We start from the raw sequence: 15,476 nt of genomic DNA on the forward strand, positions 1-15,476 counted from the left end.
TCCCTACGGAGGAATTGTGGATCCGGTTGTCATCCCGATTCTCGTGGCGGCGATTGTTGTTGTCTTCCTCGTGGCCGCCACGGTGCGGATCGTCCCGCAGGCGCGCCGCTACAACATCGAGCGGTTCGGCCGGTATCGGCGGACGCTGCAACCCGGCCTGAACTTCGTCGTGCCGGTGGCGGACCGCGTCAACACCAAACTCGACGTGCGCGAACAGGTGTATTCGTCCGAGCCCAAGCCGGTGATCACCGAGGACAACCTCGTGGTGAACATCGACACCGTGCTCTACTACCAGATCACCGACCCGCGGGCGGCGGCCTACGAGGTGGCTGACTACCTGCATGCGATCGATCAGCTCACCGTGACCACCCTGCGGAACGTCATCGGCTCCATGGACCTCGAGCAGACGCTCACCTCACGTGAGGAGATCAACACCCGGCTCCGCACCGTCCTCGACGACGCCACCGGCAAGTGGGGCATCCGGGTCAACCGCGTCGAGATCAAGGCCATCGATCCACCGCACACCATCAAAGAGGCCATGGAGAAGCAGATGCGGGCCGAGCGTGACAAGCGCGCGGCCATCCTGCACGCCGAAGGGGAGCGGCAAGCCAAGATTCTCACCGCGGAGGGCACGAAGCAGAAGGACATCCTGGAAGCGCAGGGCACGCAGCAAGCCATGATCCTGCGGGCGGACGGCGAGGCCAAGGCGGTGGAGCGCGTCTTCCAGGCCGTTCATCGCAACAACGCCGACCCGAAGATCCTGGCCTACAAGTACCTTGAGACGCTCCCGCACCTGGCGAAGAGCGAGAACAACACGTTCTGGGTGATCCCGGGGGAGCTGACCGAGGCAGTTCGCGCTGTCAGCCACGCATTCGGCGATCGTTCAACGATGGGTCTTCCCGCATCCGCGCAACCGGAGGAAACAACCACCGCCGATGCCGACGGCGCGCCGGACGAAGGCGGGGCTCCGGAGCTGGAGGCAGGCTCGCCGCTTCCGCTTGACGCTGCCGCCGCTGCTGACGAGGTCGCGAAGCAGGCCGCCGCCGTGGTGAGCGACGCGAAGGCCGAGGCCGAGGCCGCGAGGGCGCCCCAGGTGCCGGGCCGGGGGCAGACGTCCGGCGATTGAGCGCCGTCCGGCGAGGGCCCGGGAATCCGGACGGCGGGGGCCCGGCCCGTCGGTGGACGACCACCCGGGTCTCGTCATTCGTCCGCGTCGTTGTTCGGACCGCTGTCCGTGCCGCGAAGCGAGTGGCGCTGGACGAGCCGGGCGATGTCGCGTGCGGTGATGATGCCCACCGGACGTCGACCGTCGGTGACGAGGATCCGTATGCCGCTCCTGCTCGGGCGGGCCCGTTCGAGGACGTCTTCCAACAGGTCGTCCGGCGCACAGGTGGTGCACTGCGAGAGCGGGGTCGCCAGGTCACGGACGCGCAGTTCCCCGCGCTGCGTCATGGGGATCTTCGCGAACCGGGTCAGGTCGACCAGGCCGCTGGGGCGCCCTTCGAAGTCGGTCAGGGGGAGGGCGGAATGGCGGGCCCGCATCGCCACGTCGTCGACACAGCGTTCAACGGTGAGCCAGTCGGGGCAGGTCTCCACCGGGCTCGACATGGCGTCGGCCGCTCGTACCCCGTGCAGGGCTGTGGCCATTCCGGCCTGCCGTCGTTCCGCGTTGGCGACGACGAGGACGAAGAAGCCGATGAACGTCAGCCACAGGCCGCCGAAGGCGCCACGAAGGACGGAGATCCAGCCGCCGACGATCAGAAGGAAGCCGAGTACCTGGCCACCGCGTGCGGCTGCTCGTTCGGCCCGGTCCCGATCTCCCGTACGCCACCAGATCACCGACTGCACCACACGCCCGCCGTCCAGCGGAGCGGCGGGCAGCAGATTGAACAAGCCCAGCAGGACGTTCACCCATGCCAGCCACACCAGGACGGCGGCCGGCACCGCCCAGCCGAACAGTGCGTTCAGCCCGACGCCCGCCCCGAGCGCCGCCGCGCCGACGACAAGGCTGGTGAGCGGCCCGCCGACGGCCACCAGGAAGGCCGCGCCGGCCGTGCGGGGCCTGCCCATCTGCGTCATCCCGCCCAGCGCCCAGAGCGTGACGTCCTGGACGGGGATGCCCTTGCGCAGGGCGATGATCGCGTGCGCGGCCTCATGAGCCAGCAGGCTTCCGATGAGCAGAAGGGCCCCGGCCAGGCCGGCGACCGTGTACGTGGTGATCGACCGGTCCGGGATCCAGACGGGGAGCGTCTGACTTCCCAGGCTGTATCCGAAGAGGAGCACGAGCAGGGGCACGGTCCAGTGGACGCGCAGCGGCACGCCGAGAACTCGTCCGATCCGTATGGAGCCGTTCATCGCCGTCTCCCATGGCTGAAGCAGGCGGTTCTCCGCCCGAGCCACCCGCCCCGCCGCGCCCACGGCGATCGGATCAGTGCGGTGTCCGCCTACTCACAGTGTTGCTCGTCGGGCCGGCGCCCGGGGCCCACCGCAGGAGCGCCCGGCACGACGGGGCCGACCCCGTCGGAGGACTCCGCCCGCCGGATCCGGCCCGCTCCTGAGAGGGGGCCGGCCGCCCTCTCAGGCCGGAGCCCGGGCCGCCCCGGCGGATCACGGCCGGCCCCCTCGGGCAGTCGCCCCCTGGTCCGCCCGCCCCGTCAGAGCGAGGAGTACCTCGCCCAGGCCCGGGCGGCGCAGGCCCACGTCCTCGGTGCCGATGCCGGCGCGTTCCAGGCGTCGGACCAGGGCGGACAGCAACATCGGGTCGGAGGCCGGCACGGAGAGCAGACCGGAGTGCCGGTCGTGCGAGGGGGCGGCGCCGGCCAGTTCCATCAGGATGCGCTCCACCGCGGCCTCGTCCCCGGGCAGCGTCGGGCGCACGCACAGCCAGGGCTCGCCGATCCGGCGCTTCAGTTCGTCGGGGCGTGCCTCCGCGACGACCCGGCCGCGGTCCATCACGGTGACCCGGTCGGCCAGGCCGTCGGCCTCCTCCGGCCGCTGCGTCGTGAGCAGCACCGAGCTCCCGTGCGCCGCCAGTCGCCGTACGACGTCCCGCAGTGCCTCACGGGCACGGAGGTCGAGCCCGGCGTCCGGCTCGTCCAGGAGCAGCAGCCGTGGCCTGTCCAGCAGGCGACCGAGTGCGTCGAGTGTCCCGGCGCCGGGCAACGGTGGTCCGATCAGCTCGCGGACCCGCGCCCGCTCCCGTACGAGGTCGTGGCCGCCGACCGTCGCGCGGCCCGCGTCCGGCTGCTCCAGAGCGGCCAGGATCCGTACCACGGTGGTCTTGCCCGCGCCGTTCGGGCCGAGAAGCGCCCGCACCTCGCCGACCTGTAGCTCCAGGTCGACCCCGTCCAGTGCGACCGCGTCCCCGTAGCTCTTGACCAGGCCCTCGGCCCGGATCGCGTACGACATCCGTCCCTCCCTCTCGGCCCCTCGGCGCACCCGACGGACCGACTCGACGGTGTCCGACCCGGCTGACAGACCGCTGACCGCGCGATGACAGCCCCCGCCCCGCCCTCGAACCGAGGCGATCGAACCGCATCGCGCAGAAGACGCGCAAAGAGCGTGGCGCCACTCGTCAGCCCCTCCAACGTCCTGGGCTCCAACAGCGTCAACACCCAGTACTCCTCGGCTTCATCGGCGAGCCCCGCGTCGACCTCCTCCAGCTGAACATCGCGCTCAAGGCCCTCGTGGCCAGGGGCTGATGCCCTGTCGCAGGAGGGACGGGAGTCGGCGGGCCGCGGAACGACCCGGTCCGTCGGCTCCCGTCGTACGCCACACGGACGGCGACATACGGCTGATGGCCCTGCGTGGAACTCCCGGTGGCGACCACGACCCGACCCCTTCGTCATCCACGATGGGCACAATGGACCCATGACGGTGGGGAGTTGGCGGCGCGGGGACGTCGTTCTGGATCTGTACGAGGTGCTCGACGTGCTCGACGGCGGCGGGATGGGGCTGGTGCACCGCGTCCGCCATCGTGCGTGGAACACCGAGCTCGCGGTCAAGGTGCCACGCCCCGAGCTCGTGGCCACCAACGCCGGGCGCACCGGCTTCGAGGCCGAGGCGGGCATGTGGGTCGGGCTCGGACTGCACCCCCACGTCGTCAACTGCCTCTACGTCCGCAGGATCGACGACATCCCGTGCGTGTTCGCCGAGTGGGTGGGTGGCGGTTCGCTCGCCGAGCTGGTACGGGACGGCCGACTGTACGCGGACGCGGACACGGACACGGACACGGACACGGTCGCGGGTGACGGGGGCGTGCCGTCCCCCGCCCGTGTCCTCGACCTCGCCGTACAGATCGCTTGGGGCATCGACCACGCGCACCACCAGGGCGTGATCCACCAGGACGTCAAGCCCGCCAACATCATGGTCGACATCGACGCCGAGTGGACCGCGAAGGTCACCGACTTCGGCATCTCCGGTGCCCGGGCGGCGGCGGGGGAGAGCACCACCCCGCCGCCCGGAGCGAGCCTCGCGGCCAGCTACGGCGGCCGGACCCCCGCGTACTGCTCACCGGAACAGGCCGACGCGGCCGCCGGCGCACGCGTCACCCTGACGCGCGCCACGGACGTCTGGTCCTGGGCGCTGTGCGTCCTCGAGATGTTCATCGGCGACCGGCCCTGGCTGTACGGACAGTCCGCGCCCGAGGTGTTCGCCGCCTTCCTGGCGTCCGGCGGGCGCGCCGGACCGGGGACACCCGCCATGCCCCCGGCACTCGCCGCACTGCTTCACGACTGCTTCGCGATCGACCCGGCCGCCCGCCCGCGAGGGATGGCCGAACTCGCCACGGCCGTCACGGAGATCTACGCCGACGTCGTCGGCACGCCCTTTCCGCGCCCGGAGCCCCAGGCGGCCAATCTGCTCGCCGACGGTCTCTCCAACCAGGCGCTCTCCCTCCTCGACCTCGGGCTGCCCGAGGAGTCCGAGGAGCTGTGGCGCACCGCCATGGACATCGACCCGCACCACCCGTCCACGGTGTACAACTGGGCCCTGCACCGCTGGCGGGAGGGCACGCTGACCGACGAAGAGGTCCTGAGCGAGCTGAGCACCGCGCGCACCATCCAGGGGGTCCGCTGGCAGGCGGACCATCTGCTCGGCCTCGTCCACGTCGAGCGGGGAGACGACGAAGCGGCCCGCACGCTGCTGGCGTTCGCGCCGGACCTGCCCGAAGTCGAGCTCGCTCGCGCCGAGTTGGAACGTCGCGGCCCGACGCGGGAGTGGGTACGACTGCCCGGCCACGACAGGGCCGTGACGGCGCTGGCGGTCGACGCGACCGGCGATGTCGTCCTCACCGGCGGCAAGGAGGGCCGGATCCGGGTGTGGTCGACGGCCGAGGGAGGCAGCTGCCGGTACGAGCTGCCCGCGTCCCCGGGGAGCGACGCGGCACCGGTCACCGCCGTCGCCCTCACCTCCGACGGTCGTACCGGGCTCTCCGCGCGGGGCGAAGGCGTCCTGGAGGTGTGGGACCTCGGATCCGGGGCCCTGCTGCGTACCCTCCCCGGCCTCGCCACGCACGTCACCGCGGTCGCGCTGAACGGCGCGGGCCTCGCGGCCGTCGCATACGACGGCGGGTCCGTCCAGGTGTGGGACCTGGCCGGCCGGTTGATCCGGGAGTTCGTCCACCCGCCCGCGCCGTACCGGAAGATGGACCCGACGACGCGCCGGATCGGCTCGGAGACCTTTCACAGACCTTCGACGGCAACGGCGCTCGGGCTGAGCGAGGACGGCTCCGTCGTCGTGTCGGCCGCGCCGTCCGACGGCAGCGCCGTGGTCTGGGACGTCGCCGCGGCACGTCCGCTGCACCAACTGGTCACCTCCGCAGACTTCCACACCACCGGCATCGACGGGGTCGTGCTCGGCGCCCATGGCACGTACGCGCTGCTGACCGGCCGTGCGGCGGGGATGTTCCGTGTCTGGGAGACCCGGACCGACCGGATCCGTCACACCGCGCGGAACCTTCTCAACCCCCACGACGTCCTCGCGCTCAGCGGTGACGGAACGGTCGTCGCCTCCGTCGGCGTGGACGGTCTCGCACAGCCGCTGCGGATCTGGGACACCCGGAACAGCCGCTGCCTGCGCACGATCTCCACCGCGGCCGTCGACGACCTGCGGTTCATGCAACCCGCGTGCGTGGCCCTCAGCGGGGACGGCCGACTCGTCGTCGTGGGCGACGACTACGGCGGCATCCGGATGTGGCGTCTGCCGGAGTCCGGCTTTCGCGCCGGCTGGAGTTACGCCCGCCCGCGGACCGCGCTCGCCCTCGAGGACGGCGAGACACGGGCGCTGCGAGCGCTGGAGCGCGCGGAAGAGCTGGCCGAGCAGGGCTCGTTCGTGGCCGCCGCCGAGGAGCTGCGGGCCGCCCGGGCCATCCCCGGCTTCGAACGCCACCCCCAGCTGCGGAGCGCGTGGAACGACGTGGGGCGCGTCGCCGGCCGCAGCACCGACCTGCTCGCCATCTGGCAGCGCTACGACCTCTACAGCAACTTCGCCCTCACCCTCAAACCGAGCTTTGCCCTGAGCCGCGACGGCGAACTGGCCGTGACCGGGGGAGCCGACTGCCGGATCCGCGTATGGGAGCTCCAGACCGGCCAGTGCCTCCACACGTTTCCCGAGCGCGTGGACAACACCCACACCGTTCTGCTCGCCGAAGAGCCGGGTCTCGCCGTCACGGCGGACTGGGGAGGCGCCGCGCACGTATGGGACTTCGAGAGCGGTGCCAGGCGCTGCCAGTTGTACGGGGACCGGGGGCACGTCACCAAGGCCGCCATGGATCGGGTCGGCCGGTACGCGCTCATCGGCGACAGCGAGGGTGCGGTGTGCCTGTGGGATCCGACCCGCGGCGCGCGGATCCGCACGATGCTCGGGCACGAGGGGAAGGTCGGCGCGGTCGGGCTGAGCGAGGACGGGAAGTACGCCGCGTCGGCGGGGTTCGACGACCGCATCGGCAGACTCTGGCAGACGGCCACCGGACGCCCGCTGGCCGAATTTCCCGTCGGTCCGGGCGAGACCACCCTGAGGTTCGACGTGGACGGTCGGCGGCTGTTCGTGAACGACGCACAGCAGGTCACGGTCCTGGACGTACGGACGGGCCGGGAGATCGGCAGGCAGGAGGCCGCCTACCACTGGACGCTCGCGATGAGCGCCGACGGGCGCGTGGCCGCTTCCTCCGGCATCGGCACGGTGCGGGTGTGGGACACGGAGAGTGGCCGCACCCTGCGCGAACTCTCCGAGTTCACCGAGGTGTACGACCTCAGCCCCGACGGTCGCTACCTCCTGACGGGCGGCAGCGACCGGGTCCTGCGGATGTGGGACGTCCGCACGGGAGAGTGCGCGCACCGGCTCGAAGGACACTCCATGGACCTTTCGGGGGTCGCCTTCACCGCCGACGGCCGCAACGTGGTCTCGGCCGACTTCCGGCCGTCGATCCGGCTGTGGGAGCTGGACTGGGACTACGACTTCACGGCCGGGACCGGCGCCGCGTGAGCGCGTGGGTCACCGTCGCGGTCCACACCCCGGACGGCGTCGAGGAGTACGTGTACGGCGAGCCGGTCGGGCATGACGTGGGAAGGTCGGACGCGTGCGGTATCCGGATCGCCGACCGGTACCGCAGCGTTTCCCGGCGCCACTGCCGACTCGACATCGATCCGCCCGGACTGCGCGTTCGGGATCTGGGGAGCAGCTACGGCACGTACGTCAACGGCTCCCGGCTCGGCCTCCTCACGGAGCGCCTGCTGGCGGACGGCGACGAGATCGCGATCGGGGCCGTACGCCTGCGGATCGGCGTGGAGGAGCGGGCGGACGCGCCCCCGGAGGAGACGGTCGCCCCCACGTTGCCGACCGTCCCGGACTACGAGGTCCTCCGGGAGCTGGGCCGCGGGTCGCAGGGCATCGTCCACCTGGCCCGCCACCGACGTACGGGCGAGTCGGTGGCGCTGAAGCGGGTCCTGGCCGTGGGGGTGGTCGACGAGCACGCGCGCTTCGCGTTCCGGCGCGAGTTCGAGAGCATCCGCGCCCTGCGCCATCCGAACATCGTCGAGTTCCGCGACAGCGGCAACCGGGACGACACGTTCTGGTTCGCCTGCGCATACTGCTCCGGCGGCTCTCTGGAACGGCTGGCCGCCCGGCACGAGGGCCGCGTGCCCATACCCCAGGCGCTGTCCGTCGCACGGCAGGTGCTGGCGGGTCTGGAACACGCGCACCGGGCCGAGCTGCCCGCCGCACGTCTGGCGGACGGCACCGAGGCCACGGCCCGGGGTCTGGTGCACCGCGACGTGAAGCCCGCCAACATCCTGCTCACCGGGGAGGCGACGGACGACGGACCGGTGGTCAAGCTCGCGGACTTCGGTCTGGCCAAGGCGTTCGAGCACGCCGGCCTCTCCGGGCACACCCGGACGGGAGCGCTCGGCGGCACGATCCCCTTCACACCCCGTGGCCAGCTGCTCGGCTACAAGTACGCGGGACCCGAGGTCGACGTCTGGGCGGCGGCCGCCTGCCTGTACTGGATGCTCACGGGCGCCACGCCACGCGACTTCCCGCCGCACAAGGATCCGGTGGCGATCGCGCTGCGCGAGCCGGTCGTACGGATCAGGGACCGCGACCCCTCGATCCCGCCCCGGCTCGCGGACGTGATCGACGCGTCGCTCGTCGACACCCCGACCGTCGGCATCAGGACGGCGGAGGAACTGTCGCGGGCCCTGCGGGAGAGTGACTAGGTGTGTGGTCCGGAGGGCGCCTCCAGGCCCCGGCTCACTCGCCGGAGTCCTGTACGCGCCCCAGTCCGACCCGGGTCGTGAACCCCGAGCGGCCGAGCGGCAGCACCTCCTGGTCGGAGTACGCGACCGCGCGCAGGGCCTTGTCGTGGGCCTCCCGCTGCTTCTGTGAGCAACGGCTCCTGTCCACCTCGATGGTGGGCACGACCGAGGGCAGGTGGTGGTGGAACCGCTCGTCGGTCGAGGCGAGCCGCTCCGCGTACGACGGGTCCGCCGGATAGCTCAGGGACAGCGCGACGGGCGGCTCCTCATCCCGCCGGCCGGCAGCCTCCCGCAGCGATCCGGCCACATAGCGCAGGGCCAGGGTGAGCTGCAGGCCGAAGTCCTTGTTGCCGGGATCGGGCGGATACGGCCAGGTCGCCGACTCCGGTACGACATAGTGCACCCGCACCCGGCTGACCGGCAGAGTCACCACCAGCCCTGGCCATCGGCCGCCCCCCTCGACGGTGAAGTCCGGCCGCTCGGACTCCACCGACCAGAGCAGAGCGATCCATTCGACCATGCTCACGGCCTCGGGCGGCAGATTGTCCGGACTGTACGGACCCCGGCTGCGCCTCTCGAGCGCGTGCTCCCGCATCACCGCCAGGATCCGGGCCCCACCCGGGGCGATCTCCAGGGCCAAGGGGGAGGCGGCGAGCTTCGTCATGGTCCTGCAGACCGACTCGATCAGCACGGACATCGCCGGACCCGTGTCGGTCATCCCGGTAGTCCCGCCCTCAGTCGACGAGCGCGACGTAGAGCGGGCTGGCGAGCAGCACGGTCATGTCGTCCCGAGGAGCCAGCTCCGGGTACGGGCACGGGCCGTGCACCAGCCGCTTGGCCAGGAACTCGACGGTCTGCGCGGGGCCGCGGAGGGCGGCATTGGCCCGCATGACGGTGGCCAGGGTGTCGGACCCCGCCGGCGTGCCGCTCTCGTGGGCGAGCGCGGTCAGTTGTTCGAACAGTACGGGCAGCAGTGAGGCGCTGAGCCGGTTCTGCGTGAGGGGCGCGGCGGTGACGGTGCTGAGCAGATGGTTCGTCGACCCGCCGAGACCGACGATCGTGCGATCGCTCCGACCGCCGAAGTAGACCGCCTCGTCGTCGCCGAGTACGGACCACTGCATCGGCAGCACCCCGTGCACGTACTGGCCCGGCTCGTCCACGTCCCCCAGGTCGGCGTGGTCCTCCAGGTGCCGCACGACGCGCTCCAGGCGCGCGACCCGATCCGTGCCCGCCGCCTCGACGCTGCGCTTGGCGGTCGCCAGCTTCAGATCGACGCCGAACTCCGTGACACGCTTGCGCGCCCAGGCGGGGTCGATCTGTGACAGCAGCATGTCGACCTTGGCGTCACTGACGTAAAGGTAGTAGCGGACCGACACAATCCATTCCCCTCTCGCGGTGAAGCGGATGTTACCCGTCGAACCAGCCCCGAAATCGGCGTACTTGAGGTCGGAGGGGCCCGGCGGAGGGCCGAGGGGGCACGGGGGTCGGACACCGGGCGGGCGCTCGAGTCTGTCCTGAGGCCATCGCGCGGGGCATACTGGCATCACGATGACGAACCGATCCGCGCCCCGGCGCCACCTGTCCACCAGCCCCTTCGCGGCTCCCGTCGATCCCGTGATCAAGGAGTTCGCTGTCGGTGACCGCGTCTCCCACGATCGTCACGGGCTCGGGAAGATCATCGGCCAGGAGCCGACGGGTGCGCTTCTCGTCGACTTCGGAGCCACCCAGGTCCGCGTCCTCAGCCCGTACAAGGGGATGCACAAGCTCTGACCGCTCGTTTCCCCGAATCCGCCCCCGGTGCCCCGTGCCAGGGGCGGTTTTCTTTGCCGCGCCTACGATGGCCCCATGTCCGAACGCGAGGGAACCTCAACAGCGAGCGTTGTGCACCAGCGCACCCCCGGCGCTGCCGAGCTCGCCGCCGCGGCCGGTGTGTTCGCGCTGCTCTCGGATCCGACCCGACTGCATCTGGTGTGGCTCCTGACGCGCGGGGAGTCGGACGTCGGCGCCCTCGCGGAGGCGTGCGGCGCGGCCCGGCCCGCGGTGAGCCAGCACCTGGCCAAGCTGCGTCTGGGCGGACTCGTCCAGCACCGCAAGGACGGCCGGCGGGTGGTGTACACGCTGCCGGACGGACATATGCGGCGCCTTGTGGTCGAAGCGATCAGTCATGCCGATCATCAGGTGACGGGGGAGCCCTGGCACGACTGACCGGGCACCCTCGGTTATAGATTCAACATGTGCGCAACCATGCACGTGTCGGCTACGGTGGTGAACACCCCGTAGCCGAACGAGGGCGTGCCTCATGCTGTCCGTGCTGCGCAACCGCACCTACCGCCGTCTGTTCACCGCCCAGGTCGTCGCCCTCGCCGGCACGGGACTCGCCACGGTCGCGCTGAGTCTGCTCGCGTACGACCTTGCCGGCGCCGACGCCTCCGCCGTCCTCGGGACCGCCCTCGCGATCAAGATGGTCGCGTACGTCGGTATCGCCCCGCTCATCAGTGCCTTCGCCGACCGCATACCCCGGCGCGCGCTGCTGGTCGCCATGGACCTCACCCGTGCGGCGGCCGCCCTGGCCCTGCCCTTCGTCACCGAGGTCTGGCAGATCTACGTCCTGATCCTGCTGCTCCAGGCCGCCTCGGCCGCCTTCACGCCGACCTTCCAGGCCACCGTCCCCGACGTGCTGCCCGACGAGCGCGACTACACCCGCGCCCTGTCGCTCTCCCGGCTCGCCTACGACCTGGAGAACCTCTTCAGCCCCGCTCTCGCCGCCGCCCTGCTGACCCTCGTCCCCTCCGGACTGCTCTTCACCGGCACCGCCGCAGGCTTCCTCGCCTCCGCCGCCCTGGTCGCCTCGGTCCTGCTCCCGAAACCCGAACCGGTGGAGCGGACCGGCGGCGCGTACGCCAAGGCCGCCTACGGGACCCGTCTCCTCCTCGCCACGCCACGGCTGCGGGCCCTCCTCGCACTCGACCTGGTCGTCGCCGCGGGCGGAGCGATGGTCCTCGTCAACACCGTCGTGCTCGTACGGGAGGTCCTGGGACGCCCGGACGGCGACGTCGCCCTCGCCCTCGGCGCGTACGGAGCGGGCTCCATGGCCGTGGCGCTGCTGCTGCCACGACTGCTGGACCGGGTCGGCGACCGCGCGGTGCTGCTCCCCGCCGCCTTCGTGACGGCCGGGGTTCTGGCCCTCCTCCCGGCCGGCCTGGCGGCGAGCCCCGGCCCCTGGTCCTGGCCGGCCCTGCTCGCCGCCTGGCTGCTGCTCGGAGCCGCCTGCTCAGCGGTCCTGACCCCCGGCGGGCGACTGCTGAGGCGCTCGGCGGCCGGCGGAGACCTGCCCGCCGTCTTCGCCGCCCGATTCTCCCTCGCCCACGCCTGCTGGCTGCTCACCTACCCCCTCGCGGGCTGGACCGCCGCGCACGCCGGCCTCCCCCTCGCCGCCGGTGCGCTGAGCGCCGTCGCCCTCCTCGCGGCCGTCGTCGCCGTCCGGCTCTGGCCGCGCACCGACCCGGACGAACTGGAACACGTCCACGCCGAGCTGGCGCCGGACCATCCGCACCTGGCCGGTACGGGCCGGCGCCACGCCCACGACTACCGCATAGACGCCCTCCACCCCCGCCGGCCCGCTCCGATGCTCACCGCGCGGCCCCGGGGACCGCGAAACGCAGCGTGAGCAGCTGGAAGGGGCGCAGGGCGAGCTCGAGCCAGCCGTCCGCCACGGTGACAGCGCCGGCCGGGACGTCGTCCAGCGGGCGCTCCAGCAGGTCGCACACCGTGACGCCGCCGAGGTCGAGCTCCGTGGTGAGCCGGGCGCGGGCCCGGCCGCCCCGCGACTCGTAGAGCCGGACCACCACATCGCCGCTGCGGTCGTCGGCAAGCTTCACGGCGCTGACCACGACGGCGTCGTCGTCCACGGCGACCAGCGGGGCCACGTCCGCGTCCCCGGGCACCCGGCGCTCCGGCAGATTGACGCGGAAGCCCTCGCGGACGGCGTCGCCGACGGAAGCGCCGGGCACCAGCGCATGGCGGAAGCGGTGCACGCCCTGGTCGGTGTGCGGGTCCGGGAAGCGCGGGGCGCGCAGAAGGGACACCCGTACCGTCGTCGTGGTGCCGCCGTCGCCGGTCCGTACGGAACGGGTGACGTCGTGCCCGTACGTCGACGCCGTCACCAGGGCGACACCCCAGCCGGGCTCCTCGAAGTGGACGAAGCGGTGATTGCACGCCTCGAACTTGGCCGCCTCCCAACTGGTGTTGGTGTGCGTCGGACGGTGCAGATGGCCGAACTGGGTCTCGGCGGCGTAGCGGTCGGCGTGCAGATCCAGCGGGAAGGCGGCCTTGAGGAACTTCTCCGTCTCGTGCCAGTCGACCTCGGTCTCCAGATCGAGACGCTTCGCACCGGCGGCCAGGGTGAGCGTCTGGATCGCGCGGGACGAGCCGAAGGAACGGGTCACCCGCACCGAGACGGCCCGCCCCGTCTCCATGGCCACGGCCACCTCGTCCGCGTCGGTCAGGTCGGTCACGGTGTTGCGGTAGAACTGGTCGACATCCCAGGCGTCCCACATGTTCGGGAAGTCGGGGTGGATCTGGAGGAGGTTGGCGGCCGCGCCCGGCGCGACCGTCTCCCGCCCGTCGGCGAGATCGACCACCGACACCACCAGACCGCGCTCGTCCACGACCACCCGCAGCAGCCCGTTGGCGAGCACGAACCCGCCGCCGGTCCGGGCCTCCACCGTGCACTCCTCGGGTGAGCCGTCCGCCGCGGCCACGGCCCTGCGGCCCCCGCCCGCCGGAACGCCCGCCCGCGCGTGCGGAGCCGCGTTGAAGACCACCTCGCCACCCGCCACCGGGTCACCGGCCAGCACCCGCTGCGCCCGCCCGATGATCCCGGTCAGCTCCTCGGCGACCGCCGCGTACGTCCGCTCCGCCTCACGGTGCACCCATGCGATCGAGGAGCCGGGCAGGATGTCGTGGAACTGGTGCAGCAGCACCGTCTTCCAGATCCGGTCCAACGCCTCGTACGGATAGGGCACTCCGGACCGTACGGAGGCCGTGGCCGCCCACAGCTCCGCCTCGCGCAGCAGGTTCTCGCTCGCCCGGTTGCCCTGCTTGGTCCGCGCCTGGCTCGTCAGCGTCGCCCGGTGCAGCTCCAGGTACAACTCGCCCACCCAGACCGGCGGATGCGGGTACTCGGCCTCGGCCTTCGCGAAGAACTCGGCGGGCCGCTCCCAGCGCACCCGCGCCGAGCCCTCCAGATCCCGCAGCCGCGCCGCCTTCGCGATCATCTCGCGCGTGGTGCCGCCGCCCCCGTCGCCCCAGCCGGTCGGCGCGATCGAGTGCCGCGCCCGCCCCTTGTCCTTGAAGTTGCGGACGGCATGGGCGATCTCCTTGCCCTTCATCGAGCAGTTGTACGTGTCGACCGGCGGGAAGTGCGTGAAGATCCGCGTCCCGTCGATGCCCTCCCACAAGAAGGTGTGGTGCGGGAACGTGTTGACCTGGCTCCACGAGATCTTCTGCGTCAGCAGCCACTTGGACCCGGCCGCCTTGATGATCTGGGGCAGCCCGCCCGCGAAACCGAAGGTGTCCGGCAGCCACGCCTCCTCGTTCTCGACGCCGAACTCCTCCAGGAAGAACCGCTTGCCGTACACGAACTGACGGGCCATCGCCTCCGAACCCGGCATGTTCGTGTCCGACTCCACCCACATGCCCCCGGCAGGCACGAACCGGCCCTCCGCGACCGCCTTCTTGACCCGCGCGTACACCTCCGGCCGGTGCTCCTTGATCCACGCGTACTGCTGCGCCTGCGACATCGTGTAGACGAACTCGGGCTCGTCCTCGAGGAGCGCCGTCATGTTGGCGGTGGTCCGTGCCACCTTGCGTACCGTCTCGCGCAGCGGCCACAGCCAGGCCGAGTCGATGTGCGCGTGCCCGACCGCGCTGATCCGGTGCGCCGACGGCTCGGCCGGCGCCGAAAGCACCGCGACCAGCTGCTCACGGGCGGCCGCCGCGGTCCCGTTGACGTCCTGGAGATCGATCGCGTCCAAAGCCCGTTCGATCGCCCGCAGGATGTCCCAGCGCCGGGCGCCCTCCACGGGCAGCTCCGCCATCAGCTCGCCGAGCACCTCCAGATCGATCACCAGCTGCCACACCGTCTCGTCGAAGACGGCCAGATCCATCCGCTCCAGCCGGTACTGCGGCCGGTCGCCCGCCGTCTCCTTGTCGCCGAGCTCGGTCGGCAGGAAGGGGTGGTAGTCGAGAATCACCGGGTTGGACGCCGCCTCCACATGGAGCAGCACCTCCTCCCCACCGGCGGCCGGGGCGGCGATCCGCACCCACTGGTTGCGCGGGTTGAGCCCCTTCACCGGCGATCCGTCGGGCCGGTACACCAGTCCCTCGCACTGGAACCCGGGCATGTTCGCGTCGAAGCCGAGATCGATCAGCGCCTCGACCGTCCGGCCCGCCCAGCCCGCCGGAACCGTGCCGGAGATGGTGAGCCAGCTCGTCCCCCAGGGCGCGCCCCAGGCGTCGCCGGCGGCGATCGGGGTCCGCGGCGCGGCGATCCCCTCCGCCACCGGTACCGGCTCGTCGGGCGCGGTCCAGATCCCCACGTCCAGAGGCACCGACTCCGGATGGATCGCCGGCCGGATGCGCTCGTCGAGGACGCGCCGGAGCCGGGACTCGATCAGGGTGCGGTCGTCATGCATGGCAGTCGCTCCATCACGTAGAGAGGGTGGT

11 protein-coding genes are annotated in these 15,476 nt (G+C 71.8%); 6 read left to right on the plus strand and 5 right to left on the minus strand.

Features of this window, described 5'->3' with window-relative positions; translation table 11 throughout:
• Positions 1 to 16 precede the first annotated feature (16 nt).
• Positions 17 to 1,126: an SPFH domain-containing protein gene (locus ACZ561_RS01380; protein ID WP_376431717.1), complete on the plus strand. Its 1,110-nt coding sequence runs from the start codon at positions 17 to 19 to the stop codon at positions 1,124 to 1,126.
• 74 nt (positions 1,127 to 1,200) lie between these two features.
• Here the strand turns inward: ACZ561_RS01380 and ACZ561_RS01385 are convergent, their stop codons facing one another.
• Both ACZ561_RS01385 and ACZ561_RS01390 read right to left on the minus strand, forming a co-directional pair.
• Entirely contained in the window at positions 1,201 to 2,355 is a 1,155-nt protein-coding gene (locus tag ACZ561_RS01385) for a site-2 protease family protein (RefSeq protein WP_470988161.1), read from the minus strand.
• A 252-nt stretch (positions 2,356 to 2,607) separates the two neighbouring features.
• Positions 2,608 to 3,408 carry an ATP-binding cassette domain-containing protein gene (locus ACZ561_RS01390; protein ID WP_470988164.1) on the minus strand — a complete coding sequence of 267 codons (801 nt, stop codon included), beginning with the start codon at positions 3,406 to 3,408 and terminating at the stop codon, positions 2,608 to 2,610.
• A gap of 462 nt (positions 3,409 to 3,870) precedes the next feature.
• Between ACZ561_RS01390 and ACZ561_RS01395 the strand changes: the two genes are divergently transcribed.
• Positions 3,871 to 7,482 carry a protein kinase domain-containing protein gene (locus ACZ561_RS01395; RefSeq protein ID WP_470988166.1) on the plus strand — a complete coding sequence of 1,204 codons (3,612 nt, stop codon included), beginning with the start codon at positions 3,871 to 3,873 and terminating at the stop codon, positions 7,480 to 7,482.
• Positions 7,479 to 8,711: a protein kinase domain-containing protein gene (locus tag ACZ561_RS01400; protein WP_470988169.1), complete on the plus strand. Its 1,233-nt coding sequence runs from the start codon at positions 7,479 to 7,481 to the stop codon at positions 8,709 to 8,711. The genes ACZ561_RS01395 and ACZ561_RS01400 overlap by 4 nt, the downstream gene beginning before the upstream one ends.
• A 34-nt stretch (positions 8,712 to 8,745) precedes the next feature.
• On the opposite strand, the gene ACZ561_RS01405 is transcribed toward ACZ561_RS01400, so the two are convergent.
• The gene (locus tag ACZ561_RS01405; RefSeq protein WP_470988171.1) at positions 8,746 to 9,468 is read right to left on the minus strand and encodes a hypothetical protein; all 723 of its coding nucleotides are present in this window, start codon (positions 9,466 to 9,468) and stop codon (positions 8,746 to 8,748) included.
• Positions 9,469 to 9,484: 16 nt separating this feature from the next.
• A complete protein-coding gene (locus ACZ561_RS01410; RefSeq protein ID WP_470988173.1) occupies positions 9,485 to 10,126 on the minus strand; it encodes a DUF7019 family protein in 642 nt (213 codons plus the stop codon).
• Positions 10,127 to 10,298: 172 nt separating this feature from the next.
• Here ACZ561_RS01410 and ACZ561_RS01415 point away from each other — a divergent pair, with 172 nt between their 5' ends.
• The 3 genes from ACZ561_RS01415 to ACZ561_RS01425 all read left to right on the plus strand — a co-directional run bounded on the left by ACZ561_RS01415 (position 10,299) and on the right by ACZ561_RS01425 (position 12,417).
• Positions 10,299 to 10,520, plus strand: a complete 222-nt coding sequence (locus ACZ561_RS01415) for a hypothetical protein (protein WP_329123581.1) — start codon at positions 10,299 to 10,301, stop codon at positions 10,518 to 10,520.
• 75 nt (positions 10,521 to 10,595) lie between these two features.
• Positions 10,596 to 10,955 carry an ArsR/SmtB family transcription factor gene (locus tag ACZ561_RS01420; protein WP_376431691.1) on the plus strand — a complete coding sequence of 120 codons (360 nt, stop codon included), beginning with the start codon at positions 10,596 to 10,598 and terminating at the stop codon, positions 10,953 to 10,955.
• Positions 10,956 to 11,049: 94 nt separating this feature from the next.
• On the plus strand, positions 11,050 to 12,417 hold the full coding sequence (locus ACZ561_RS01425) for an MFS transporter (protein WP_470988176.1): 1,368 nt from the start codon (positions 11,050 to 11,052) through the stop codon (positions 12,415 to 12,417).
• On the opposite strand, the gene ACZ561_RS01430 is transcribed toward ACZ561_RS01425, so the two are convergent.
• A complete protein-coding gene (locus ACZ561_RS01430; protein ID WP_470988177.1) occupies positions 12,380 to 15,445 on the minus strand; it encodes an alpha-mannosidase in 3,066 nt (1,021 codons plus the stop codon). The genes ACZ561_RS01425 and ACZ561_RS01430 overlap by 38 nt on opposite strands.
• Positions 15,446 to 15,476 lie beyond the last annotated feature (31 nt).

Source organism: Streptomyces sp. NPDC039609 (assembly GCF_055596705.1).